This is a genomic window from Flavobacterium restrictum (assembly GCF_007097245.1).
Taxonomy (GTDB): Bacteria; Bacteroidota; Bacteroidia; order Flavobacteriales; family Flavobacteriaceae; genus Flavobacterium; species Flavobacterium restrictum.
This window is the reverse complement of record NZ_VJZT01000011.1, coordinates 47,320-73,292: the sequence shown is the minus strand read 5'-3', so window position 1 is coordinate 73,292 and position 25,973 is coordinate 47,320. Positions and strand designations below refer to the sequence as shown.

Genomic DNA, 25,973 nt, shown 5'->3' with positions numbered 1-25,973 from the left:
GAAAAGAAAACAGACATCTAAATTATAATAGCAAAAACTACTCAAACTATATAGACTACTCTTGATTGATTTTTACAAATTGAAAAAATAAAAAATTCAACCAATTTAAAACTCAAAAAATACTTGAAAAAGTTTTATTACGAAAGTAATTGTAGTTTTTAGAAAAATTATCGTTTGTAAAATATAGTCTACTAAACTATTTAATAAACTCTATTTTTTGAGCTTCGGCTTCGTTGATGCTGTCAAAAAATCCTTGTTCATTCATCCAATCGTCACTAAAAACTTTACTCATATAACGGGAACCATGATCAGGAAAAATGGCTATTACATTACTAGTAGCGTCAAACTCCCCATCATCGGCATATTGCTTGATGGCTTGCATTACTGCTCCAGAAGTGTATCCTACGAACAAGCCTTCTTTACGTGCTAATTCGCGTGTTGAATGGGCACTTTCTTCATCCGTAACTTTCATGAACTTGTCAATAATTTCAAAATCAGTTGCTGATGGAATTAGGTTTTTGCCTAAACCTTCAATACGATACGGGTATATTTCTTTGTTATCAAACTCTTTGGTCTCATGGTATTTTTTTAAAACCGAACCAAAAGCATCAACACCTAAAATTTTAATATTGGGATTTTGCTCTTTCAAAAATTTAGCTGTACCTGAAATAGTTCCTCCAGTACCACTGCAGGCAACAAGATGTGTTATTTTACCGTTAGTTTGTTTCCAGATTTCTGGCCCCGTAGATAAATAATGGGCATCTATATTAAGTTGGTTAAAGTATTGATTAATGTAAACGGATCCTTTGGTTTCCTCATGCAAACGTTTAGCTACGCTGTAATACGAGCGTTCATCATCGGCAGAGACATGCGCTGGGCAAACATATACTTTGGCACCTAAACTGCGAAGCATATCGATTTTATCTTTGGATGATTTTGAGCTAACTGCTAGAATACAGCTATACCCCTTTATGATACTTACCATTGCTAAACTGAATCCTGTATTACCAGAAGTAGTTTCAATTATAGTATCACCAGGTGATAAAATCCCTTTCTTTTCAGCTTCCTCAATTATATATAATGCGATCCTGTCTTTTGAAGAATGTCCAGGATTAAAAGCTTCTACCTTTGCATAGAAATTACCTTCTAACTCTTCGGTGACTTTATTTAGTTTAATAAGAGGAGTGTTCCCTATTAATTCTAAAACATTATTATAAGCATTTATTTCTTCTTTCATAAAAAAATAGTTAATCAAGACAATTTTTTAACTTTACCTTGACAAGTTGCAAATTTAGCAAAAAAAATGGAATTACTTTTTAATTTTCTCTAAATCTAATAAAAAACTATACTCTTTGGCTAATTCCTTGATGGCTTCAAAACGACCAGAAGCACCTCCGTGACCAGCATCCATATTTGTAACTAGGTATAAAACGGTGTTATCGGTTTTCATTGTTCGCAATTTGGCCACCCATTTAGCGGGTTCCCAGTATTGTACTTGCGAATCGTGCAGGCCCGTTGACACATACATATTAGGATATTTTTGTTTTTTTACATTATCATACGGCGAATACGATAACATATAATCATAATATTTTTTTTCGTTTGGATTCCCCCATTCATCATATTCGCCAGTTGTAAGCGGAATGCTGTCGTCCAGCATTGTAGTAACCACATCTACAAAAGGAACTTGCGCAATAATACCATTGTATAATTGTGGCGCCATATTGACTACTGCCCCCATTAACAAGCCTCCAGCGGAACCTCCCTCGGCATATAAATGATTGGGAGCGGTATATTTTTGATTGATTAAATAGGTCGAACAATCAATAAAATCAGTAAACGTATTTTTCTTTTTCAATAATTTACCATCTTCATACCATTGCCTTCCTAGGTCTTCTCCTCCTCTAATGTGTGCTATTGCAAAAACAAATCCTCTATCTAATAATGTCAAACGGGTTGAAGAAAAATAAGTATCCATAGTAATACCGTAGGATCCGTAAGCGTAAAGCAAGACCGGATTGGTTCCATCTTTTTTCAAGCCTTTTCGATATACCATAGAAATTGGCACTTGGGTACCATCTGTTGCGGTGGCCCAAATACGCTCTTCGGTGTAATTATTTTTATCAAATTTGCCACCCATTACTTGTTGCTCTTTCATGATTTCTTTGGCTTTGGTCAGCATATTAAAATCAATTATCGATGAGGGTGTGGCAAGCGATTGGTAGCTGTAACGCAAAATATCAGTATCAAAATCAACATTAGTTGTCGTGTAAGCTGCATAGGTTTCACTTCCAAAAGGCAAATAATACTCGCCTTTGCCATCCCAAGGCATGATTCGAATATGAGTCAAACCATTGGAACGTTCTTCGAGGACTAAATAATTTTTAAAAATCTCAATATCTTCTAATAAAACATCGTTTCGGTGTGGTATTACATCTTTCCAATTCTCTTTTGCAGTAGCGGTTTCAGGCGTTTTCATTAGCTTGAAATTAGTCGCATTATCTTTATTGGTCAAGACATAAAAGGAATCGCCAAAATGCGAAATACTATATTCTAATCCGCGAACTCTAGGCTGAAAAACGGTAAATACACCATCAGGAATATCGGAATTCAAAATACTGTATTCGGTTGTTAGCGTACTTTCGGAACCTATTACAATGTATTTTTTTGATTTTTCTTTACTAACAGAAACATTAAAAGTATCGTCTTTTTCTTCAAAAACTAAAAAGTCGGTTGCTGCATCGGTTGCCATTTTATGTCTAAAAACTTTATCCGCACGCAAGGTTACTTTGTCTTGGTGGGTATAAAAAATAGTTTTGTTATCATTAGCCCAAACGGAACTTCCAGTTGTATTTTCTATTTTATCGGGTAGAATTGCGCCAGTTTCTAGATTTTTTATTTGAATGGTATAAATTCTTCGCCCAAAAGTATCAACCCCAAAAGAAGCCAACTTATTATCTGGACTAATACTCATACCGCCCAATTGAAAGAACGAATGCCCTTTGGCCAATTCATTGCAATTAAATAAAATTTCTTCAGGAGCGGTAAGACTTCCTTTTTTTCGAGAATAAATAGGATAATCTTGCCCTTTTTCATATCTTGAATTGTAATAATACCCATTATATAAATACGGAACGGAGGAATCATCTTCTTTGATGCGTCCTTTCATTTCCTCGAATAATGCCGTTTGAAAATCTTTGGTCGAAGCAGTATGCGTATTGTAATAGGCATTTTCTTGATTTAAGTAATCAATAACTTCTGGATTTTCTCTATCGTTTAACCAAAAATAATTGTCTATTCTTGTATCGTTGTGTTTTTCTAAATTTTTAGGAATTATTTTAGCAACGGGTGCAGCAGTAGTATTTGGCATTTTTTGGGCGTTTATTTTAAAAATTGGTAGTACAAAAATAACACAAAGACAACGCAAAAGGAGTGATTTTTTCATAAAAATTTTTATTGAATATGACTCTGCAATATACTAATTTTGTAACTTAAAATATAAAAAATATGGATTTAATGGGAATGATGGGCAAACTCAAGGAGACCCAACAAAAAATTGAAGATACTAAAAAAAGACTCGACACCGTACTTATTGACGAGCAAAGCACAGATGGTTTACTAAAAGTGACGCTGACAGCCAACACCAAAATAAAAGCGATTGTTCTCGATGACTCTTTATTAGAAGACAAGGAACAACTGGAAGATTATTTGATTTTGGTTTTGAATAAAGCGATCGAAAGAGCTGCCAAAGTGAACCAAACCGAACTTGATGCAGTAGCTAAAATGGACATGCCAATGATTCCAGGAATGGATAATTTGTTTAAGTAATACCAATTACTGTTTATAAAAAAAGTCAAAAAAAAGGGTTTAGCATTTTTATTTACTAAACCCTTTTTTATTAAAGGTGCAATCGCTCTAATGTTTCCATTACATAAGTATGCATCACTTCCCGATAATCCAGATGCGTAACGATGCGTAATTTTCCGGGGCCAATGGTACTAATGGCTATGTTTTTTTGTTTTAATTTTTCGATCAAAACACTATCCGTATAGTGCGGTGTCAATGAAAATATCAAAATATTAGTTGTTACAGGTTCCACACTTGCTACCCAATTCACTTTCTTTAAAACTTCGGCAAGTTCTTTGGCTCGTCTATGATCTTCTGCCAATCGCTCGATATGATTGTCTAAAGCATAAATTCCTGCTGCCGCTAAATAGCCAACTTGACGCATGCCGCCTCCCAAAATTTTTCGGATTCGAAGGGCACGTTGTATTGTTTTTTTATCAGATACTAAAATAGAACCTATAGGTGCACCAAGTCCTTTGGATAAACAAACTGATATGGTGTCAAATACTTTTCCGTAAGCCGCTGGATCATCATTGGTGGCAACCAAAGCATTCCAAATTCGAGCACCATCCAAATGGAATTTTAAATTATTGGCTTCGCAAACACGTTTTATTTTCTTGAATTCTTCAAAATCATAACAAGCGCCACCGCCTTTATTGGTGGTATTTTCTACACAAACCAAACTCGTTAACGGACTGTGATAAAATTCAGGATCATTGATAGCACCCGCTACTTGCTGGGCAGTAATCATGCCTCGATCACCGTTCAATAAACAACAAGAAACACCACTATTGAACGAAACACCACCACCCTCATAATGGTAAACGTGCGCATATTTATCGGCTATTAATTGTTCTCCTGGCTGTGTGTGCAACTTTATAGCCGTTTGATTAGCCATAGTTCCTGACGGGAAAAAAAGACCTGCTTCCATACCAAACATCTTGGCAACTTTGTCCTCTAGCGCAATAACTGTGGGGTCTTGCTTGTACACATCGTCGCCAACTACAGCTTTAAACATGTACTGCAACATCTCTGGCGTGGGTTTAGTTACGGTGTCACTTACTAAATTTATTTCCATATTCTTTTTATATTTAAAGTAGGAACAAGCTGTGATTTGCCCCCGTCGTAAAATTTTTCTATTTTTGCTGGACAAAATTACATAATTTATGACAACTACCGAACAAATAAAAGGTATTGTAGAGCGTCTTGGTGCGTTGAGGAGGTATCTTTGACGTTGATGCCAAACTAATTGAAATCGCTAACGAAGAAGAAAAAACCTTTGCTCCAAACTTTTGGAACAATGCCAAAGAAGCTGAAATCACAGTAAAAAACCTTCGGAACAAAAAAAAATGGATTGAAGATTACAACAAAGCCGTCGAAATGACCGATGAGTTGCAGCTTGCCTATGATTTTTATAAAGAAGGTGAACTTACGCCGGAGGAATTAGACGAGCAGTATGCAATCACGCAACTTCATATTGAGGGCATTGAATTCAAAAATATGCTTTCGGAAGAAGGAGATAGTTTAAGTGCTGTACTACAAATTACGGCAGGTGCTGGCGGTACCGAAAGTTGCGATTGGGCCGAAATGCTCATGCGCATGTACATGATGTGGGCCGAAAAAGAAGGGTACAAAATTCGAGAACTCAACTTTCAAAAAGGAGATGCCGCTGGAATAAAAACGGTAACACTCGAGATTGAAGGCGATTATTCTTTTGGGTATTTAAAAGGCGAAAATGGCGTACATCGATTGGTACGAATTTCTCCTTTTGATAGCAATGCCAAAAGGCACACCTCCTTCGCCTCCGTGTATGTATATCCGCTGGTCGATGACACTATTGAAATTGAAATAAATCCTGCCGATATCGAAATTACAACCGCTCGTTCTAGCGGTGCTGGTGGTCAAAATGTGAATAAAGTAGAAACTAAAGTACAATTGAACCACAAACCATCAGGGATTCAAATTCAATGTTCCGAAACGCGTTCGCAACACGACAATAGAAACCGAGCCATGCAAATGTTACGTTCGCAGCTTTATGAAATTGAATTAAAAAAGCAACAAGAACAGCGCAGCGATATCGAAGCTGGAAAAATGAAAATCGAATGGGGTTCGCAAATTAGGAATTACGTCATGCAGCCTTATAAATTAGTCAAAGATGTGCGTACAGGTCACGAGACTAGTGATGTTGATGGCGTAATGAATGGCAATATCGATGCTTTTTTGAAAGCCTTTTTGATGATGATGGGACAACGTGAGGAAGAATAAATAAGTATACAAATTCGTTATCAAAAATTAGCTTGCAGTTTTTTTGTTTTTAATTGGTTAAAAAAGAAAATCCTACTATATTTGTAGCAACATTAAAATCCCAGAAAATATGTTTACTTTTTCACAGTATTTAGGTTTTTTACTTTTCTTGACCATCCTAACTATGGGATTTTGGTTAATGTTTTTTCTAGTTGGTTTCGTATCCTATTGGGTAGGTGGAGCAACATGGGAAGCATACAAAGAAAAAAGAGCTAAAAAGAAAGAAGAACAAACTGTATAATCAATTTGTTTTTTATAAAAAAAGGGCCCCTTTTCAGGAGTCCTTTTTTTTATAGCTTTTAATTTTTATCCAGGAAATTCACCACCACCTTCTTGATTTTCATTTTTAGGTTGTTTTTCTCGCTCTGCTTTCTTTTTGTTGAATCTGTAAGTGAACGAAAGATTGATTTGGCGTTTTCTAAACTGCATTTCACTGTACGAATTAACATTTTCTAGATAAGTATACTTTTTCATTATTCTAGAATTAAAAATATCGCTCACGTTAAGCGCCAGTGTTCCTTTTTCTTTCAAGATATCTTTGCTAAAAGCAATATTAGCACCAAACTGCCCCAAATCTTTACCTTGTGCACTGGTTTGAGGACCGTTATACATGGCTGTTGTTTGCCAATCGATTTTGTAAGGCAAAGTCACTTTGGAATTGATTCTAGCAAACCAAGAAAAAGTAGTATTGTCAAAATTTTGAGTAATAGCCAAATTATTCGCATCCTTATAGGTGTAATCTCCTGTCGTTTTTACATTAAAAAGATTAAAATTACTGTTCAATTTCCACCATTTAAAAGGAGTATAATTTAAAGTAAACTCAAAACCCATTTTTTGTTCTTTACCAAGGTTAATTGGCGTACTCAAAATAACAGGAACACCATTTACTTCTTCTCCCGTTTGTAAGCGTACAAAAGTGAATACATCAGTCGTGTTTTCAAAATAAGCCGAAGTATTAAACGTTACTTTACTCCAACGCTTGATGAAACCAAAATCATACTTATCTGTCATTGAAGGATCTAAATCAGGATTACCTCTAAAAATATTGACATTACTAGCATAATTAGTCGCAGGATTCATAAAACGCCCTCTTGGTCTAGAAATGCGCTTGCTGTAACTTGCTGTCAAATTACTTTGATTGGAAATCTCATAACTTATGAAAGTACTTGGGAAAAAATTATTGTATTTCTTGGTGTTAAAATTATTGGTATCTAGCAAGTTAACTTCGATAGTAGTATCTTCCCAACGCAAGCCAAATAAATATGAAAATTTGCCTTTTTTGAATCCGTATTGGGTGTAAAGTGCGTTTATTTTTTCTTTGTACTGCAAGGTATTCGATAAATAGCCGTCAATTGCACTGCCTTGCGCATCATTATTGACATAATATTCGTTGTTCAAATCACTAAAGTTTCCTTTATATCCTGCCTCAAACTGATTTCCTTTTCCAAAAGGCAAAACATAATCAGCTTGAATTTGGAACTGGTTTTGCACTTGATTGTTCAAGGTTTTGTCTAGTTGTGGCGACCCCGAAACAATACCATTATTATCATCATTGTTTTTAGAAATAGAACCGTCAAGGGTCAATTTATGTCCGTTTTCATTAAAATTTTTGATAAAATTCGAAGTAAACTCTACGTTTTTGGAATCGCTATTGGCATTATTCAATCGGTAGGAATCAGATGTAAAAGCATGATTCGCATCAAATGCGCTGTAATTTATTAAGTCGTAATCGTGTCCTGTATTTTTTTGATAATTGATAGCATTCGTCCAGAAAGCGGTAGGAGTTATAGCCCACTCGGCTCCTACTCTACTGCTCAATCCTTTTCGCAAACGTTGCGTATCACGTGATTCGTCCAAATAACTTTTGATAGATCCATCCTCATTTAGGTAGGTCGAATTGGTCAAACCGCCTCCTTCATTGGTTCTATAATTGTAGCCTGTAGTAGTAAAAAAATTAAATTTTTCGGTTTTGTAATTCAAATTTCCACTCAATCCGTAGGTTTCTGGAATTCCAGTTGAAGCAATAAAAGTACCGTTAAGTCCTTGATTTTTACCTTTTTTGAGCACAATGTTGATTAATCCTGAACCTCCTTCGGCGTCATATCGCGCAGATGGATTGGTAATAACTTCCACTTTATCGATGGCATCGGCTGGAATTTGGCGCAAAGCCTCGGCAATATTAATGGCATTCGAAGGTCTTCCGTCAATAAGAATTCTAATATTATCGCTACCTCTTAAACTCACATTCCCTTCGGTATCAACGGATACTGACGGAACATTGTCTAAAACATCACTTACCGTACCGCCTTTTACAATCATATCTTGTCCTACATTATACACTTTTTTGTCTAATTTAATTTCGACAGTTGATTTTTCGGCACGAACGACCACTTCATTCAATTGCGAAGCATCTTCATCCAAGGCTATCATGCCCAAAGAAAGGCTTTTTTGAATGTCTTTTTGTTTAATTTGGATGGGTTTAAAGGATATAAATTCAACAGTCACATCATAAATGCCTGGTTCAACTTGAACATCAAATTCTCCTTTGGCATTGGTAATTCCGCCAGCAATTGCTTTTGGATTTGTTGGATTTTTGAAGGTAATTGTAGCATATTCCAGTGGTTGTTTACTCACTTTTTCGACTACTTTACCCGTAATTTTTAATTTGGTTGTGGGCTGCAAAATTTGCTGTTGGTCAGGTCGTTGCCCTTGCGCAAAGTTCAAGTAACTCACCAACAATAGGATAAAGGAGGCGATTAATTTAGTTTTTTTCATTTTTTGATAGTTTGATTATGATGCTTTGACTGCTTATAAAACGAATGGTTTAAATCCCGAAATCACAAAGTATTGTTAACAAAGAGAAAATTTCACGCAATAAAAGCGGCTACCTGTTCTAAATCTCTGCCTAGTATTGCTTTATCATTGTCAATTACAATTGGTCTTTCGATCAAAATAGGATTTGCAACCATAGCGTTAATTATTTCCTTATCCGAAAGCGATTTGTTTTTGAAATTAGCAATCCAAATTTTTTCTTTTTGTCGCACTAAATCCATTGGTTTTATGGCTAATTTGGCAATGATACGGCTTAATTCTTCGAAAGTAAAATTGTTTTTTAGGTATTGAATTTCTTCAAAGGGAATTTTGGCATTTGCTACCAAAGCCACACAACTTCTAGATTTTCCGCAACGGGGATTGTGTACAATTTGAATCATTTTTTTGAGATTTATAGCGGTTTTTGGATTAAATAAGCGTATTTTAGTGGTTGCAAAAATAACGTTACAAAACCAATTCGGAGCTTTAATTCAACAAAAAAAATATGTTTCTAGAACAAGGTATAAAAGAGGAAAATACATTTTGGAAATACATTTTGGGTTCCGTACTTATTATTTCGGCCTCGGTTGTGGGTCAGGTTCCGTTATTAGTGGCAGTTTTTTATGAAACCTTTGTCAACAAAAAACCGTATCCAACGAGTAATGATGCAATCATGCACTTTTTTGAACCCAATTCAACCTTGTTTTTGCTTCTAATTTCGTTTGTATTTGCTATGCTCGCTATTTATTTTGTAGTGCGGTATTTACACCAGCAAAGTTTTCTTTCTGTAACCACCTCGAGAGCTCAAATGGATTGGAATCGGGTTTTATTCTCGTTTTTGGTATGGTCTGGTTTTACCATTGCTTCGACTTTATTTTTCTATTGGAGCAATCCAAATGACTTTGTAATCAATTTTAAACCCCTCCCTTTTTTGTTTTTGGTGGTCATTGGAACGGTGTTAATTCCCATTCAAACCAGTACCGAAGAATATGTTTTTAGAGGCTATTTGATGCAGGGTTTTGCTAATTTATCTGGAAATAAATGGTTTCCGTTACTGATGACTTCGCTCATTTTTGGTTTAATGCACTTATCCAATCCGGAAGTGACCAAAATGGGATATTGGATAATGGTCTATTATATAGGTACGGGATTGCTGCTAGGAGTCATCACTTTGATGGATGAAGGAATGGAGTTAGCATTGGGTTTTCATGCCGCAAATAACTTGATTGGCGCCTTATTAGTCACTTCGGATTGGTCAGCTTTTCAAACTAATTCAGTTCTCAAAGACATTTCTGAACCTACCGCAAGTTTAGATGTTATCTTGCCTGTGGTAGTAATTTACCCAATACTTTTAATTATATTTGGAAAAAAATACAACTGGACAAACTGGATCGAAAAGCTAACGGGTTCAATAAAATAACACTCTAATTTCAACGCACTAAATTAAAATTAATCAACATGAATGCAATCACTTACAAAAACGTACACAATCATTTTAAACTAAACGGATACCATCTGAACAGAGAAGATTTATGTCGAGTTGCCTATACGTATATCAAAGAAGGGGAAGAATTTCAAAAAGCCGTAGGAGACTTTTTACTCGATTGGTTTGATGACAAATCCTATATTGATATGAATACTTCAGGCACTACTGGAGTTCCAAAAATGATTCGTATCGAAAAAGATGCTATGGTAAAATCAGCTTTGGCAACAGGTGATTTTTTTAAACTAGTACCAGGCAATCGCGTTTTGCATTGTTTACCAACTAATTATGTGGCTGGAAAAATGATGTTTGTTCGTTCTTTTATTTTAGGATTAGACATGGATTTTGTCGCACCAAATTCAAACCCATTAGAATATAATGATGAGAAATATGATTTTTGCGCCATGGTTCCCATTCAAGCCAAAAACGGTATTGCGAAACTACACAACATCAAAAAAGTAATTATTGGTGGTGTAAAAGTACACAAATCACTAGTACAAGAGTTAGTCAAATTGCCAATAGAAATTTACGAAACCTATGGTATGACAGAGACTATTACGCATATTGCTGCTAAAAAAATTGGGGAAGAAGCCTTTACAGTTTTGCCAAATGTGACCGTTTCTATAAACGAAAATCAATGTTTAGTCATTGTGGCCAAATACATTAACGATGCGCCAATTGTGACTAATGATATCGTAGAATTAGTTTCGGACACGCAATTTATCTGGTTGGGACGTTTTGACACCATAATCAATAGTGGCGGTATTAAATTAATTCCGGAAAAAATCGAAGAAAAACTATCAACCTTAATCCCAAGACGCTATTTTGTTCGTGGTGAAGCCGATACCGAATTAGGCGAAAAAGTAGTTTTGTTCGTAGAAGGGGAACCATTACCAATTGACGAATCTGTTTTTGCCGTTTTGGATAAATATGAAAAACCAAAAGAAATTGTTTTTGTTCCAAAATTCAAACAAACTGCTACTGGAAAAATTATGCGAAACGAAAGTGCTGCACTTGCAAAATAATTTTTTTTGATTTTAAAAAAAGAGATGAAAACCAATTTCATCTCTTTTTTTTTGTTCTAACACGAATTGAGTGGGTTTCTAAAAATCATCAAAAAAAGTTGCCACGACCCGAGCAATAGAATAGGCGAAGCAATTATACTAATTTACAAGAAAAAATATGGTTTTTAATTACACAAATCCAATTAGAATCATTAAAATTCAGCTAATTCAATTTTAAAAATTAAAAAATTGTGCTAATTCTGCCTAACTCTTTTAAAATACTTAAAAATCAAACTTTTACAGATAATTATTGATTGTATTTTTCAGTTTTAATTTCCATTTTCGATTGAATTCGTGTAATTTTCAATCCAATATAATTTGGGCTCTTCGCCATAATTAGTGGAAAATCAAATTTCGATAACCAACTCATTAGATAAATCTGCTAAATCTGCGTGCCATTTTTCACGCAGATTTAGCAGATTCAGCAGATTCTTTTAATACCTGAAAACAAATGCCTTCTTAAAATTCCACTGTTTTAGGCGAAGAATCATAATTTGTGTTAATTTGTTAAATTTGTGGCGAAAAGAAACAATTAGTGTCTATTCGAGTTAGCTTCACTTTGTCAAAATACTCCCATTTTCTTTAAATTCGTAGCAACATTTTTATTTAAACCTGAATCACACCCATATTAAATTTCTTTTCGATTGGCGCATGATTAGCAGCTTCGATTCCCATAGCAATCCAAGTTCTGGTATCAAGCGGATTTATAATAGCATCCGTCCACAAGCGTGAAGCGGCATAATACGGTGAAACTTGCTCGTCATAGCGTGCTTTTATTTTGTCAAATAATTCTTTTTCTTTGGTTTCATCTACGATTTCCCCTTTTGCCTTGAGCGAAGAAGCTTCTATTTGTGCCAATACTTTGGCGGCTTGAGTGCCACCCATAACAGCAAGTTCAGCACTTGGCCATGCAAAAATAAGTCTTGGATCATAAGCCTTGCCACACATGGCATAATTCCCTGCACCATAGGAATTACCTACAATTACTGTGAATTTGGGCACAACCGAATTGGATACAGCATTAACCATTTTGGCACCATCTTTTATAATGCCACCATGCTCGGATTTTGAACCCACCATAAAACCCGTAACATCTTGAATAAAAACCAATGGAATTTTCTTTTGGTTGCAATTGGCAATAAAACGAGTGGCTTTATCCGCTGAATCCGAATAAATAACACCCCCCAATTGCATTTCGCCTTTTTGGGTTTTGACCACTTTTCGTTGGTTTGCCACAATACCTACAGCCCAGCCCTCAATACGAGCATAACCAGTAAGAATTGTTTGCCCGTATCCTTCTTTGTAAGCCTCAAACTCGGAATTATCAACTAATCGTTTGATGATTTCCATCATATCGTAGGGCTCATTTCTGGCTTTTGGCAAAATGCCATAAATTTCATTTTCGTCTAATGCAGGTTTTTCAGGTTTAACTTTATTGAAACCCGCTTTGTCATAATCGCCAATTTTGGCTAGTATACTCTTTATTTTGTCGAGAGCTGCGGCGTCGTCTTTGACTTTATAATCCGTAACTCCCGAGATTTCACAGTGTGTAGTTGCACCACCAAGTGTTTCGTTGTCAATGCTTTCGCCAATGGCAGCTTTGACTAAATAACTTCCCGCCAAAAAAATACTTCCTGTTTTTTCGACAATCAAAGCCTCGTCGCTCATAATAGGCAAATACGCTCCACCTGCAACGCAACTACCCATAACTGCCGAAATTTGGGTAATTCCCATACTGCTCATCAAGGCATTGTTTCTAAAAATGCGTCCAAAATGTTCTTTATCAGGAAAAATTTCGTCTTGCAAAGGAAGATAAACCCCAGCACTATCGACAAGGTAAACAATAGGCAATCGATTCTCCATGGCAATTTCTTGGGCGCGAAGATTTTTTTTACCTGTAATAGGAAACCAAGCCCCTGCTTTTACGGTAGCATCATTTGCTACTACAACACATTGTTTGCCGCTGATGTAGCCTATTTTTACAATTACTCCTCCTGATGGGCAACCGCCATGTTCGGCATACATTCCATCACCAACAAAAGCGCCAATTTCAATACTTTTGGCTTTGTCGTCTAATAAATAATCAATGCGTTCTCGAGCTGTCATTTTGCCTTCGGCGTGCAACTTGGCGATTCGTTTTTCGCCGCCACCTAATTTTACTTTTGTCAGTTTTTGACGCAAATTAGAAAGCAACAGTTTATTATGATCTTCGTTTTTATTGAAGTTTAAATCCATATTGAGAGAATGATTTTTTTATAAAAATAAGTAATGCTAATTTACAAAAAAGCAATGGGATAATTCCGATTCGGCAGGGAGATTATAAAAACAATACCAAAATTTAGTTCTTTAAAAAATTCAAAATCTAAATGGATTGTTGTAGAAGACAAAATTCAAAAGGTATTGTTGTAAAAGACAAAATTCAATTTTTCAAATTCAAAAGGTATTGTTGTAAAAGACAAAATTCAAAAAACAAATTTCAAATAAAATTCAAAATTCAATTTTTCAAATTCAAAAGGTATTATTGCAAAAAGACAAAATTCAAAAAACAAATTTCAAATAAAATTCAAAATTCAATTTTTCAAATTCAAAAAGTATTGTTGTAAAAGACAAAATTCAAATTTGAAATTCGAAATGGATTGATAAAAATCCTTTTATTTGAAAACAAAAAACAGAAGCGGACTTCTGTTTTTTGTTATTTTTTTTTAGAAAAAAGTGTTTATTTTTTAGAATCATTGACCAATCGTTTTAAAATCGCCCATTGTTTGAGCGCATCACGAGCTTCGACAGCAGGATATCCCAAAACAACTTTACCAGCTGGTACATCACAAGTTACGCCCGACCCTGCTCCTACTGTGGCTCCATCACCTATGGTAGCATGATCTTTTATAGAAGCACTACCACCAATTATAACGCCGTTGCCAAGGGTCACTGAACCAGCCAATCCGCTGTGTCCCGCCATGATGCAAAAACGTCCTAGTTTGCTATTGTGCCCTATTTGAACTAAATTATCAATTTTACAGCCATCGCCTAAAACGGTAGAACTAAACTTACCTCTATCTACGCACGAATTGGCTCCTATTTCTACTCCATTTCCTAAAATAACATTACCTATTTGTGGAATTTTGACCAAGCCTCTTTCAGGACAAGGACGGAAACCAAAACCATCCGCACCAATAGTGGAGTTGGGATGCAAGATGCAATGACTACCTATATGACAACGTTCTCTAACAACAGTTCCTGACCAAATAATGGTGTTTTTACCAATAGTACACTCGTCAAGAATAGTAACATTTGGGTATATAATTACGTTTTCGGCAATAGTTACTTTGGGTCCTATGTAGGTTCCAGCACCTATTTGAGTGCCGCTACCTATGCTAGCAGTAGGATCTATAACAGCCGATGGATGAATTGCTGTAGCAAAAACGGGAGCTGGTGGAGCAAAAAGTGCTAGAATTTGCGACATGGCCAAATCAGCATTTTGAACTTTTATAAAAGCTCTGTTCGCTCCTGGTTCAATAGAAATATCATCGTTTACAACTGCCACACCTGCCTTGGAGGCTTCCCAATATTTTTCATATTTTTTATTTCCTATAAATGAAATCTCGGTTGCGGTGGCCATTTCTAGTTGTTCTGGTGCCGTAATGTTTTGAGAATAGGCGCCAACAATAGTGCCTTTTAATACATCATTAATTTCTTGAATAGAATAGGATTTCATTTAATAATTTGGGATTGAGTTGTGGTATATTCTTCAAATAAAGTGAATTTGGTTTAAATTACCTAATGTTCTTAAGAATACAATAACAAAATATCCTAAAAACCAATTAAAAATAGATTTTTTGGTTAAACAAATACATTTTTAATCGGTTTTACATCACAAATACTCTAGAACACTGTATTTAAAAAAGTATTGCATTTCTTTTATTGAAAACGAATAACTAGTACAAGGCTGATCCTGATTTTAACAAATACACATCGGTTATTTCGTTTTGTAATCAACGTTTTTAGCTTGCTTATTTGATTGACTTCCATAAAAAAGCCCAACAAAAGCTGGGCTAAAATACTTTATTTTGTGTGTGAACTTTACTAAATCTGTTCTAAAATACCACTAGTTTTTCCTGAAACGTAATCTTGCAAATAACTAAATCGAGGCGTTAATTTTCCGTTTTGTGTCATTCGGGCTCGTTCGAGAATTCCGTTGGCATCACCATTAAAAAAAGCGGGAATCACATGTTCTAGGAACATTTCGCCAAAACCTTCGCTGGCATCTTTGGGGAGTTCGCATGGTAAATTATCAACTGCCATAACCACAATAGCCGCTGGATGAAAAACATCAACTTCCTTATTTTCGCTTGGCAAATAGCCGCACAATGGTGATTCAATAGTGGTTGATCGCAACGTGCAAGCAATAGAACCATTGACGTCACATGAGATGTCAGCAACAACTTTTATCTTGCAATCATTGGCTTGAAGCATTTCACGAGTCAAGATTGCTGGGGCTTCATTGGCATGAAAATGCCCCGTAATATAAATGTCCGATACCTTGGTAAACCGTTCAAAATTAGATTTATATTCCTGTGGATTTGTGTAAAAATCGTTACAATCTAACACTCGAGCATCGTGACGCTGGTTGTAATCCAACACATCGATTTGAGTATAAACAGGTTGCGTGTAGTTTTTGGTCAAATAATTTTCGACCGAAACTTCTTTTACTTTAATGGCATCCAAAATCTCTTTGACACCGCTCCCTACTTTTCCTGTTCCTGTAATTACAAATTTTAATGGCGGAAGAATTACCCGCTTCAATTGTACAATCAATGCTTCTTTTCCCGAAAGGGTTTCGGCTTTTGGCATTTTGAACAATTCGAATTTTATTCCAAACGCGCGAATACTGTTGTAAGTACCCACCATACCTGCGTATTTTCCAAAACCAATTAATCGTTTGTTTTGATCGTCGACTATGGTTTCGTGATCGTATAAATCAATGTTTTTTGCTAAAATTGCCTGCAATAATTGTTGATTATGAGGTTGTTTTTTTAAAGTATGCGAAAAAAAGAAATAGGCCTTATTGTGAATCAAATCAGCAACGGGAACTTCTTTTATTCCGAACAAAATATCACAATCAGCAACCGAATCTGTCACGGTAATTCCCATACTCTGGTATTGCAAATCCGAAAAAACTCGATTATCGGCATGTTCAACCACTACCGAAACTTCTGGATGCGCTTTTTGAAGTCTAATTACCGCATTTGGAGAAAAAACAACTCTACGGTCTGGCGGATTTTTTCTTTCTTTTAAAATTCCAAATTTCATTTTTTGCATTTTTAATATAAATAAATATAACTTTAATTTGTTTATTTGTTACAAATATAACATTTAAAACAAAATAACTACTTTTTTTTTCATAAAAAATAAATTCAAAAACCATTACAACCTGATGACCAACCTACTATAGTATACAAAGCAAAAAAGAAAGGAAATAAAGAGTACTTTAACGAAAAAAAAGGATCTCAAAAGCGATTGATTCTATATATTTGTTTTACTAGATACAGCCAAATGAATTTTATAAAAAAAGCAAATATACTACAAATCCTTGTCCTTATCGTGATGATAAGTTCTTGTAGCAAAGAGAAAAAAATTACGGTCTTGAGTGATGCGCAACTTCCCAAGAATATGTTGCCTACAATGAAGCCTTTAACAAACGAAAGTCCCCAATTAACAACAGCTTACATCAGCGAAACGCGAGGTCGAATAGATTCATTTTACCGTAAAAACTGGCCTAATAATAGTATGAATGGGAGTTTTTTGGTTGCTAAAAATGGTCAAATTATTTACGAAAAATACGAAGGACTCGCTAATTTTAGAACCAAAGATTCCATCACTAGCGAGACACCACTTCATATCGCCTCTGTAAGCAAAGTGCTCACAGCAACAGCAATTTTAAAATTAGTGAATGCCAAAAGACTTGATTTAGATCAAAAAGTAACCACCATTTTGAAAGAATTTCCGTATCCAGAAGTGACCATTCGAAACCTGCTTTCGCACCGAAGTGGAATGCGTAGCTATTCCTATTTTACGGATCGAGATCCAAATGTTTGGGATCGCCACAAAACGCTAACCAATCAAGACTTGTTGACTATTATGGGCACCAAAAATATTGGTTTAGAACAAAAAACAGGTACTCGATTTGCGTATTGCAATACTAATTATGCCATGCTGGCTTTGGTTATTGAAAAAATTACTAAAATGCCGTATAAAAAAGCCATGAATACCATTATTTTTAAACCATTGGGCATGAAAAACACCTTTGTTTTTGATATCGAAAAGGATAAAAAAACAATTGTACCGTCCTATAAAGGCAATCGTGTCGAAATTGGAATTGACTATTTAGACGGTGTATATGGGGATAAAAACATTTATTCAACACCAAGAGATTTATTAAAATTTGATCGTGCTAGAAATGCTACTGATTTCTTGGAGCCCAAATTATTGGCGCAAGTCTATACTGGATATAGCAATGAGCACAAAGGAACCAAAAATTATGGTCTTGGCATCCGAATGGTGAATTGGGATACGGGTCAAAACTTTTATTTTCATAACGGATGGTGGCACGGAAACACCTCATCGTACATCCCGTTGATGAAGGAAAAGGTAACCATAATTGCGCTTTCAAATAAATTTACAAAACAAACCTATGCGGTTCGGAAATTATCAAAGCTGTTTGGCGATTATCCTTTTAATTTTGGTGACGAGTAAAAATTAGCCAACAACTATTAGGAAAAATTCATAAAAAAGGAGTTACCTTTGCAGTCTTGAATAAAAAATGGGGTCGACTGGTTTTGACAGCAAGTCGAATTGAGAAGTAAGCACGTCGAGCATTGAGACCTTGCTCGTAAATATAAGATCTTACACATTTACACGGCGAAAATAACTACGCTTTAGCTGCATAATCCGAATTATAGTACGATTACGCCACGTTCCTATCAGATAGGAAAGCTGGATTCTCCTTGAAAGCCTTGGTTTGTGGCGGTCAATACAGGGGAACCGTAAAAATAGACCTAGATTTCCGTGCGCTTCGGGTGGATTTCGAAATTAAGAAGATAAGTGTTGTGCGGCTGTTTCTGGCCAAACACAACATCGAAAATCCAATCAGGAAATAAACGCGTAGAAAGCCTTTTAGTTGCTTGTTTGGACCCGGGTTCGATTCCCGGCGACTCCACTTAAACCTTTGTAATCATTCGATTTACAAAGGTTTTTTTTTATAACTGCTTTTTGAAAAACTATTTATCTGGATTTATAAAGCTATTTAATTAATAATAATTAGGGCATCCAAAACATTTTACGCTTAAATCGAATTGATAAATAACTGATAATTCATAAATCCCACCTGTATTACCAATATTTGAAGTATTAAAATCATAGGAATACCCAAACTTAAAATGTTCGTATTGTAAGCCACCATAGGGATTTATAGAGGTTAAAAAATGACTTGAATTTGTTTTTTTACTCGGATTTGTAGCGGCTGTAACTCCAAAAAAGAATTTCTTAAAAACAAGTCCTGCTCCCAAATCAAACCGGCTGTATTTTCCTTGATTCATGTAATTAGAAGTGATAAGCATTTTTGTTTCATACGGAAAATATGTAATATCAATATAATCTCCCAACAAAAATTCATAGCCAGCAGTAGCCGAAAAAAACATTTCAAGCGGGACATTTCCATTGGCAGCAAAAGATATATTAGGTTTATTGATATGTTTTAATGTTGCTCCAAACCAAGAATTTTCTTTATTAAAAAGCATTCCCGCCGAAAAATCAAAGAACGTCACCTTGTCATTTAACAACAGTGGATCAATACTTGAATTAGCAATTGTTCCAAGACCAACATTCATTTGATCTTCTAAAATAATATTTTGAAAACCATAAGATTTATTTCCAAATCCCACTTCTATAGCAGGTCTAAAAAACCATTCGTCAGTAAGTTGTACTCGATAAGCATAATTAATATTAACTTGTGTAAAATTATAGTTTGTGAATTTTTCTCGGTGATTTAAAATACTCACACCAATACCACTATTGGCTTTTTCTAACCAAGTATTAAAAAAACCAAAATCAGATTCTACTCTAAAGTTCAAATCTGGCCATTGCGTTTTGTGTAATATTCCTGTGGTAGTTGTTTCTAAAAAACCTGTAAAACCAGGATTCAAGGTTTCAGGAACCATAAACGACTGTGTAAAAATGGGATCTTGAGCGTTTACTTTTAAAGAAATACTCCAAAGTAGTAAAAAGGTTATAAGTTTAAGTTTCATGAAATATTTTTATTTGATTAAAGTAAAAGGACCATTTTCTGTTAGTATAGTTCCGTAAAAAGTAGTGGCTTTTATTTTATAATAATAGTTGCCATTTTCGGATTCTTTACTTTTTATTGTACCATCCCAACCTTTTAGTGTCGCCCCTTTTTCGGAATAAACCAACTCACCCCAAGTGTCATAAATGGCTATTTCTATGCTGGTTATACCCATAAAAACAGGTTTAAAAGTTTCGTTTATACCGTCTAAATTGGGTGTAAAACCATTTGGAACCATCAATTGATAGCCTTTATTTAATTTTAATGTTAGCGTCTTTTTATACACACATCCATAGGCATAAGTAACTGTTTGAGTAACCAAATAATTACCTTCTTTTACAAAAGTGTGTAACGGATTTTCTTCATTTGAAACACTTCCATCTCCAAAATCCCAAGCAATACTTACATAGGTTTCGGAACTGGTGTTGGTAAATTGAATGGGGTCGCTTATTGAATACGTTCCGTAGGTTAGGTAAGCATACGAATTAGTTTCAAAGGAAGGCACTCCAAGTTTTGGAATAGCAACAGTAAAACTATAGCTATCAGGGCAATTCAAAGCATCGGTAACGTATAAAATCACTGTCCCGTTTTGAGTGGTATTCATCAATTCGTTATTGATTCCACTAACAATTCCGCTAGACCAATTCAATTTATAAGGGGGAACTCCTCCTGAAACTTGGGCGACAAAAGTTTGTTTTACGGATTTGGTATCACAATCAAAATCAGTTTTGGTAACCACGCTAGTAACGATGGGTGGAGGTCGGTTGATACTATATTGGGCTTGTTTGGAGCAACCATTAACATCGGTTACGGTGACCAAATAATTTCCTGCTGGAATGTTGACTAAATCCTCGGTTGTTGCGCCGTTAGACCAAGCATAAGTAAAAGGCGCTGAACCACCAGAAACCAAAAGATTTATAGCGCCAGTATTGGCATTGTTACAGTCTAAAGCATTGGTTAAATTGGCCGAAAGCACCAAGGCCTGCGGTTCTAAAATGGTAAAAGTTCGAACAATGGTGCAGGGTTTGCTGTCTATAATGGTTACGGTATAGGTTCCTGGTTTTAAATTATTTCGAGTCGTTCCAGCAGTAGAGCCATCACTCCAAGTCAATTTTATAGGCGCAATACCACCCACAAAATTGAGGTTGATACTGCCGTTATTCAATCCAAAACAACTGATGTTTTTGACTACTGGATTGACCGTAAAAATGGGAGCTTCGGGAATATTTACCTTCAGTGTTTGCAAACAATTATTGTTGTCGGTAACCGTAATGGTGTAATCTCCCGCCGAAAGATTGTTTTGAAAAGTGCCCGTTCCCAAATTGCTCCACGCAATGTTGTAAGGCGAAATTCCTCCCGCTATGGTTAAGGATATTGACGCGTCATTTCCTCCATAACAAATGATTGGAGTAGTGGTTGCTGTAATTTTAATTTCGGTTGGTTGCGTTAATGTAATACTTATTGTTTTGGCGCAACCCAAATTATCGGTAACCAATACAGTATAAGTTCCCGCCAAAACATTCGTCAAATCTTCATTGAAACTGCTAAATCCATTGGAGTTTGTCCAAGAATAAGTATAAGGAAACGTTCCTCCAGTAACATCCACATCGATAACTCCAGTGGCTTGTCCGAAACACAATATGTTAGTTTTGTTTAGTAAACTTACTGCTAAAACAGGCGGTTCGGTTATGGTAAATGTAGCCGTTTTGAGGCTGCAATTATTGGCATCCGAAACGGTAACTACATAAGTTCCGGGACTTAAATTGGAGAGGTATTCTGAAGTGGCATAAGGGATTCCGTTTTTTGTCCAATTGATTTTATAATTTAAAGTGCCACCCGATAAGGTTATTTTTATTTCACCATTGGCTGCATTAAAACACGTGATGTCTTTTTCTAAATCGGTGGTAATGATGATTTCAGCGGGTTCTTTGATGGTGAACGTTTCATTAATTGGGCAACCTCCCTGATCTGTTATAGAAAGAGTATAATCGCCAGGATATAAATTAGTTATGTTCGGTGCAGAAGAAGTAAATCCATTTGAACTTGTCCAAGAAATGATGTATGGCGGAATTCCACCCGTAATATTGGTTTGTATAGCTCCAGTATGGACACCAAAACAAGTACAATTAGTTGGAGTTACATTGGGCGAAATGGCCGGATTAATAGTAACTATTACCGCAAAAGGAATTCCTTTACAAACTCCGGATAATGGGCTAACCGTATACGTAACTATTGCAGGATTCGTTGTAGTATTGATTAAGTTTTGACTAATATTACTTTGCTGTATGTTCTGTGCCGAAGCTCCTGTTATAGAACCAGCAGGAGAAATAGTAGGATTCGACCAAGTATAGGTAGTTCCAACGGGTACAAGGTCTCCGCTTAAATTGTCGGGAGAAATTGCAAAAGAATTACCGCTACAAATTAGAGTAGTTTTATTAGAAATAACTGGATTTGGATTAATAATTACTTCCGCTGGGCTTGACGTTATTATAGAACAACTTCCTACCATTGACGAAAAAGTAACTTGACAATAATAGTACATTGTTCCAGATGGAGTTGCTGGAGGATTAAAAGTAGCATTGTTTGCACCCGAAAGTTGCGTTCCTCCAGAATTTAAGTTGGTTGCATTGGAATACCATTGATAATTGGGTGATAATGAATCGCTATTGGTAACAATTGTTAATGGTGACGGGGTTTGACCCAAACAAATAGGACTTGACGACAGCGTTGTTGTAAATGCAGGTGAGATATTTACGGTCACTTTTGCAGTTGCGCTTGTTACATCGCAACCAACACCAGGTTGGGTAATCACACAATAATAATAAAGTGTTCCAACACCATCGGTTGGAGGTGTAAAGACAACGTTGTTTGCTCCTGAAATTAAAATCCCTCCCGAATTTGAATTGGAAACAGAAGAAAACCATTGGTAGGAATAAGTTCCAATTCTTCCAGTTGCTACTACCGTCAAATTTGTTGGAGTAGCGCCTTGACATAAGGTTTGAGAAACTAAAGGTTGCACAGTAACTATTGGGTTGCTAACCACCATAATTTCGGCAGTATTACTAGCTATAGAACCGCAACCATTTCCTGAAAAAGATACTGTTGCATAATAGTAATAACTGCCGATTGTTGCAAAAACGGTTGGCGTAAAAATAGCGTTGGTAGCACTTGGAATTAGTGTACCTCCCGTGTTCAAATTGGTCGTATTAGAATACCATTGGTAACTGGCGGTTCCTGTTCCACCAGTTGGAATTACCGATAGCGGAGTTGGAATTGTTCCTCCCACACATAGACTTTGTGTAGCTAATGGTTGAGTGCTTATGCTTACAACTCTATTTACAATGACCGAAGCGGCATTTGATTTTAAATTTTGACAACTTCCAACAGAAGAAAAAGTAACTTCACAAAAATAATAAACAGTTTCTAAAGTGGATAAAGGTGTATAATTTCCATCAATTGTGGAAGTATTTACTAAAGTTGAAGTTGCAATATTGGTATCGCCATTTTTGTTAAAATACCATTTGTAGGTTGCAGTTCCGCTTGTTGGGGTTGGCGATATTGAAACAGATAGCGGAGTTATTATTCCACCCAAACAAATTAAACTCCCTGTTGGTTGCGTTATTGAAGGTGCAGGATTTACGGTAACATTATAAGTATTTGTGGAAGAACATCCATTTAAAGTTGAATTAATAGTCAATATAACCGTTTTAGGTTGACTATTTGAATTAGTCATTGTTAAAGCTGGGATTAAATTCGTAGTTCCTGACAAAGGATTTACATTTACTCCCGCAGGAACTGTTGTGGCAGACCAAGAAAAAGTTGTACCGCTTTGGGCAGTTAAGGGCAGAGCTGTTGTAGTTGAACCGGAACAAATGACTTGTGTGACCGGACTTAAAGTATTTAAATTAGGGGCAGTGCCAATTACAAAGTTTTGATTACTAATTACAGAATTAGCGCATCCATTAGTAGTAGATATAAATAATGAAACTGTTTTTGAACCTCCAGTCGTATATGTTACTTGTGGTGAAACCTGACTAGAAGTTGCTGGTGTACCATCTGGAAAACTCCAATTATAAATTAATTCGGATGTAGCAAAACCACAGTTTTTAACATTGGCAGTTGGACTTATTGTTGTTGTACCTGAATTACCTGCACATAAATCAGTAATTGAGTTAACGCTAACAACTGGCGGTTTTTTAACAATTAAGGTCTGAACTAGTGACTCAACTACACCACACGAATTAGTCATTTTTAACTGTATAGAATAAGTTCCTGGGGTTGCAAAATTGAATACTGGATTTTGAGAAGCCGAAGTCGTACTATTTAAATAAGTAGGATCAGTTGCCAAAACATCACAGTCTAAATCGGTGTGCGTTACTGTCCATAAATACTGAATGGGTGTAATGCAATTTGACACAACATTAGGGGTTGACGCATTTATTTTTAACGGAGCACAATTACTAGCATTGGCTGGTGTTAAAGTAATTGTTGGTTTAGTTAGTGAGGGTTCAATGCAGATTTGTTGTGTTTTTGTTGTTTTTCCACAAGAATTTTGAGCTGTTAAAGTTACAATATACACCCCTGGTCCTGAAAAAGTATGACTTACATTTGGATTATTATCAACAAATCCTGAATTAATGGTGTTTGAAGTTCCACTTACTGGGTCTCCAAAATTCCATAGGAATTTTGCTTCTTTTTTACAAGAACTATTAACATATCCAAGAGTAGAATTATTTATAAATGTAACTGGAGAAGTTGAGCAATAATTTTTTGGAGCAGTAAAATCGGCAACTGTTTTAGATATTGTATTCCCACCATCCACTTGTGCTTCAGTAGATTTACAAGCATTTGTCACAACTAACTTTATTGTAAATTTTTCCTTTGGACAACTATTTGTAGTATAACTATAGGGCACTGGGTAATTGGTAGATAAAGAAGGATTTGAAACCTTATAATATACAGTTTTAACCATTTCATCTTGAGAAAGGTACAAAATTGGTAAACCATCGCCATAATCAACTGAATAAGTTGTTCCTGGCGAATTCTGACCCCAATTTCCAATGGTATATTGAATAATATCAGTCGGTATACACATATTTGCAGTACTTCCAGGGCTAAGAATACCCGCAGCTGGATTTGAAATATTTTTCACAACATAGGTTTTTGAAGTTATACATTCATAACTTGAATAACTTGCAGTTGCGCTAATTACCATATTATAAACACCTAAAGAATTATAAGTATGTGATATTGGAAAAACAACAGAATTTTCAACAGAGTTATCTCCCCAATTTATAGAATAAGATGTTATACAACTACTAGATTTAGAAATATTTCCAACCTTAATTGTATATGCTTGGTTTGATAACGCATCTCTTTCACAATTACTAAATTGATTATCTGAACTCGTTGCATTTACATCCTCAAAACCTATATCCGGTTTTTGTTTTACAATTATATTTTTCCTTATGGATGAAGAGCATCCGTTTGAATCAGTTATCGTTAACTTTACTGACAAAGTCGAAATACTACATCCTAAAGCCTCAAAAACATGGCTAGGATTCTGACTACTTGAACTAGTACCATCACCAAAATCCCATTCATAGGAATACCCAGCACCCAAAGTATTAGATGTAAATTGCACCACAGTTCCAGAACAGGTATTTTCATTTGTAAATGTAAAATCAACTGTTGGCGGAGCATTAACCGTAACCGTTGCAGTGCCTGTTTGATTTTGAGTTTGTAATGGATTAGAGCTGTCTTTCACACTAACCAATGTGTAAACAAAACTACCAGCTGCATTAGTAGGAGCAGGAATAGTAACACTATCTCCAGAACTTGTGGTAATAGTTTGATTTGTAGGTACACCAGTTACGTTATAAGTAAAAGTATAAGGTGCCGTCCCTCCTGCTCCAGTAAACGTTATTTGAGGCGATGCTGCACCCTGACAAACGCTCGTGCTACCGGAAATACTTGCTGTGGGCGTAGCCAAAACACTTTTCGAAATGATGTTCTCATTGATTGGTAGGACGTTTTTGACATTTAAAGCAAATCCAAATTGGATAACGGTCAATAAACTCAATATAATGTACATTTTTTTCATATCTGCAATGCTCGTTTTTTA

16 protein-coding genes and 1 other RNA gene are annotated in these 25,973 nt (G+C 35.7%); 7 read left to right on the top strand and 10 right to left on the bottom strand.

Annotation, left to right across the window (positions count from 1 at the left end; genetic code table 11):
* Positions 1 to 196 precede the first annotated feature (196 nt).
* Positions 197 to 1,237, bottom strand: coding sequence for a PLP-dependent cysteine synthase family protein (locus tag FNW21_RS11180; RefSeq protein ID WP_144256830.1), 1,041 nt, complete (start codon positions 1,235 to 1,237; stop codon positions 197 to 199).
* A gap of 72 nt (positions 1,238 to 1,309) precedes the next feature.
* Entirely contained in the window at positions 1,310 to 3,445 is a 2,136-nt protein-coding gene (locus FNW21_RS11175; protein ID WP_144256829.1) for a S9 family peptidase, read from the bottom strand.
* A 62-nt stretch (positions 3,446 to 3,507) separates the two neighbouring features.
* On the opposite strand from FNW21_RS11175, the gene FNW21_RS11170 reads away from it, so the two are divergent.
* Positions 3,508 to 3,828, top strand: coding sequence for a YbaB/EbfC family nucleoid-associated protein (locus tag FNW21_RS11170; protein WP_144256828.1), 321 nt, complete (start codon positions 3,508 to 3,510; stop codon positions 3,826 to 3,828).
* A gap of 70 nt (positions 3,829 to 3,898) precedes the next feature.
* On the opposite strand, the gene FNW21_RS11165 is transcribed toward FNW21_RS11170, so the two are convergent.
* Positions 3,899 to 4,924 carry a threonine aldolase family protein gene (locus FNW21_RS11165; protein WP_144256827.1) on the bottom strand — a complete coding sequence of 342 codons (1,026 nt, stop codon included), beginning with the start codon at positions 4,922 to 4,924 and terminating at the stop codon, positions 3,899 to 3,901.
* An 88-nt stretch (positions 4,925 to 5,012) separates the two neighbouring features.
* Here FNW21_RS11165 and prfB point away from each other — a divergent pair.
* Positions 5,013 to 6,111 (top strand): peptide chain release factor 2 gene (gene prfB, locus FNW21_RS11160; protein WP_144256826.1). Its coding sequence is split into 2 segments (ribosomal slippage): positions 5,013 to 5,075 and positions 5,077 to 6,111, totalling 1,098 coding nucleotides; the frame shifts between segments, so codons are not numbered across the junction.
* 109 nt (positions 6,112 to 6,220) lie between these two features.
* Positions 6,221 to 6,391 carry a hypothetical protein gene (locus FNW21_RS11155; protein ID WP_144256825.1) on the top strand — a complete coding sequence of 57 codons (171 nt, stop codon included), beginning with the start codon at positions 6,221 to 6,223 and terminating at the stop codon, positions 6,389 to 6,391.
* A gap of 65 nt (positions 6,392 to 6,456) precedes the next feature.
* Here FNW21_RS11155 and FNW21_RS11150 read toward each other — a convergent pair whose 3' ends face one another.
* On the bottom strand, positions 6,457 to 8,925 hold the full coding sequence (locus FNW21_RS11150; protein ID WP_144256824.1) for an outer membrane beta-barrel family protein: 2,469 nt from the start codon (positions 8,923 to 8,925) through the stop codon (positions 6,457 to 6,459).
* A 92-nt stretch (positions 8,926 to 9,017) separates the two neighbouring features.
* The gene (locus FNW21_RS11145) at positions 9,018 to 9,362 is read right to left on the bottom strand and encodes an ArsC/Spx/MgsR family protein (protein ID WP_144256823.1); all 345 of its coding nucleotides are present in this window, start codon (positions 9,360 to 9,362) and stop codon (positions 9,018 to 9,020) included.
* A 104-nt stretch (positions 9,363 to 9,466) separates the two neighbouring features.
* On the opposite strand from FNW21_RS11145, the gene FNW21_RS11140 reads away from it, so the two are divergent.
* Together FNW21_RS11140 and FNW21_RS11135 are read left to right on the top strand one after the other, a co-directional pair.
* Positions 9,467 to 10,381 carry a CPBP family intramembrane glutamic endopeptidase gene (locus FNW21_RS11140; RefSeq protein WP_144256822.1) on the top strand — a complete coding sequence of 305 codons (915 nt, stop codon included), beginning with the start codon at positions 9,467 to 9,469 and terminating at the stop codon, positions 10,379 to 10,381.
* 38 nt (positions 10,382 to 10,419) lie between these two features.
* On the top strand, positions 10,420 to 11,469 hold the full coding sequence (locus FNW21_RS11135; protein WP_144256821.1) for an AMP-binding protein: 1,050 nt from the start codon (positions 10,420 to 10,422) through the stop codon (positions 11,467 to 11,469).
* 645 nt (positions 11,470 to 12,114) lie between these two features.
* On the opposite strand, the gene FNW21_RS11130 is transcribed toward FNW21_RS11135, so the two are convergent.
* From FNW21_RS11130 to FNW21_RS11120, 3 genes are all read right to left on the bottom strand, one after another.
* Positions 12,115 to 13,743, bottom strand: coding sequence for an acyl-CoA carboxylase subunit beta (locus tag FNW21_RS11130; protein WP_144256820.1), 1,629 nt, complete (start codon positions 13,741 to 13,743; stop codon positions 12,115 to 12,117).
* Between the two features lie 481 nt (positions 13,744 to 14,224).
* Positions 14,225 to 15,223 (bottom strand): UDP-3-O-(3-hydroxymyristoyl)glucosamine N-acyltransferase, encoded by a 999-nt coding sequence (gene lpxD, locus FNW21_RS11125; protein WP_144256819.1) that lies wholly within the window; start codon positions 15,221 to 15,223, stop codon positions 14,225 to 14,227.
* A gap of 368 nt (positions 15,224 to 15,591) precedes the next feature.
* Complete coding sequence (locus FNW21_RS11120; RefSeq protein ID WP_144256818.1) at positions 15,592 to 16,818, bottom strand: NAD(P)-dependent oxidoreductase; 1,227 nt, start codon at positions 16,816 to 16,818, stop codon at positions 15,592 to 15,594.
* Between the two features lie 243 nt (positions 16,819 to 17,061).
* On the opposite strand from FNW21_RS11120, the gene FNW21_RS11115 reads away from it, so the two are divergent.
* Both FNW21_RS11115 and ssrA read left to right on the top strand, forming a co-directional pair.
* Positions 17,062 to 18,261, top strand: coding sequence for a serine hydrolase domain-containing protein (locus FNW21_RS11115; RefSeq protein ID WP_144256817.1), 1,200 nt, complete (start codon positions 17,062 to 17,064; stop codon positions 18,259 to 18,261).
* 69 nt (positions 18,262 to 18,330) lie between these two features.
* Positions 18,331 to 18,727, top strand: a transfer-messenger RNA (tmRNA) gene (gene ssrA, locus FNW21_RS11110).
* Positions 18,728 to 18,815: 88 nt separating this feature from the next.
* Here ssrA and FNW21_RS11105 read toward each other — a convergent pair.
* Together FNW21_RS11105 and FNW21_RS11100 are read right to left on the bottom strand one after the other, a co-directional pair.
* On the bottom strand, positions 18,816 to 19,811 hold the full coding sequence (locus FNW21_RS11105; protein ID WP_144256816.1) for a PorP/SprF family type IX secretion system membrane protein: 996 nt from the start codon (positions 19,809 to 19,811) through the stop codon (positions 18,816 to 18,818).
* Between the two features lie 9 nt (positions 19,812 to 19,820).
* The gene (locus FNW21_RS11100; RefSeq protein WP_144256815.1) at positions 19,821 to 25,952 is read right to left on the bottom strand and encodes a PKD domain-containing protein; all 6,132 of its coding nucleotides are present in this window, start codon (positions 25,950 to 25,952) and stop codon (positions 19,821 to 19,823) included.
* Between the last annotated feature and the right edge of the window lie 21 nt (positions 25,953 to 25,973).

Bases quoted from the DNA above. Each gene is read 5' to 3' on its own strand.
- FNW21_RS11180 (WP_144256830.1), bottom strand. From the start codon at position 1,237: ATGAAAGAAGAAATAAATGCTTATAATAATGTTTTAGAATTAATAGGG.
- FNW21_RS11175 (WP_144256829.1), bottom strand. From the start codon at position 3,445: ATGAAAAAATCACTCCTTTTGCGTTGTCTTTGTGTTATTTTTGTACTA.
- FNW21_RS11170 (WP_144256828.1), top strand. From the start codon at position 3,508: ATGGATTTAATGGGAATGATGGGCAAACTCAAGGAGACCCAACAAAAA.
- FNW21_RS11165 (WP_144256827.1), bottom strand. From the start codon at position 4,924: ATGGAAATAAATTTAGTAAGTGACACCGTAACTAAACCCACGCCAGAG.
- FNW21_RS11155 (WP_144256825.1), top strand. From the start codon at position 6,221: ATGTTTACTTTTTCACAGTATTTAGGTTTTTTACTTTTCTTGACCATC.
- FNW21_RS11150 (WP_144256824.1), bottom strand. From the start codon at position 8,925: ATGAAAAAAACTAAATTAATCGCCTCCTTTATCCTATTGTTGGTGAGT.
- FNW21_RS11145 (WP_144256823.1), bottom strand. From the start codon at position 9,362: ATGATTCAAATTGTACACAATCCCCGTTGCGGAAAATCTAGAAGTTGT.
- FNW21_RS11140 (WP_144256822.1), top strand. From the start codon at position 9,467: ATGTTTCTAGAACAAGGTATAAAAGAGGAAAATACATTTTGGAAATAC.
- FNW21_RS11135 (WP_144256821.1), top strand. From the start codon at position 10,420: ATGAATGCAATCACTTACAAAAACGTACACAATCATTTTAAACTAAAC.
- FNW21_RS11130 (WP_144256820.1), bottom strand. From the start codon at position 13,743: ATGGATTTAAACTTCAATAAAAACGAAGATCATAATAAACTGTTGCTT.
- lpxD (WP_144256819.1), bottom strand. From the start codon at position 15,223: ATGAAATCCTATTCTATTCAAGAAATTAATGATGTATTAAAAGGCACT.
- FNW21_RS11120 (WP_144256818.1), bottom strand. From the start codon at position 16,818: ATGAAATTTGGAATTTTAAAAGAAAGAAAAAATCCGCCAGACCGTAGA.
- FNW21_RS11115 (WP_144256817.1), top strand. From the start codon at position 17,062: ATGAATTTTATAAAAAAAGCAAATATACTACAAATCCTTGTCCTTATC.
- FNW21_RS11105 (WP_144256816.1), bottom strand. From the start codon at position 19,811: ATGAAACTTAAACTTATAACCTTTTTACTACTTTGGAGTATTTCTTTA.
- FNW21_RS11100 (WP_144256815.1), bottom strand. From the start codon at position 25,952: ATGAAAAAAATGTACATTATATTGAGTTTATTGACCGTTATCCAATTT.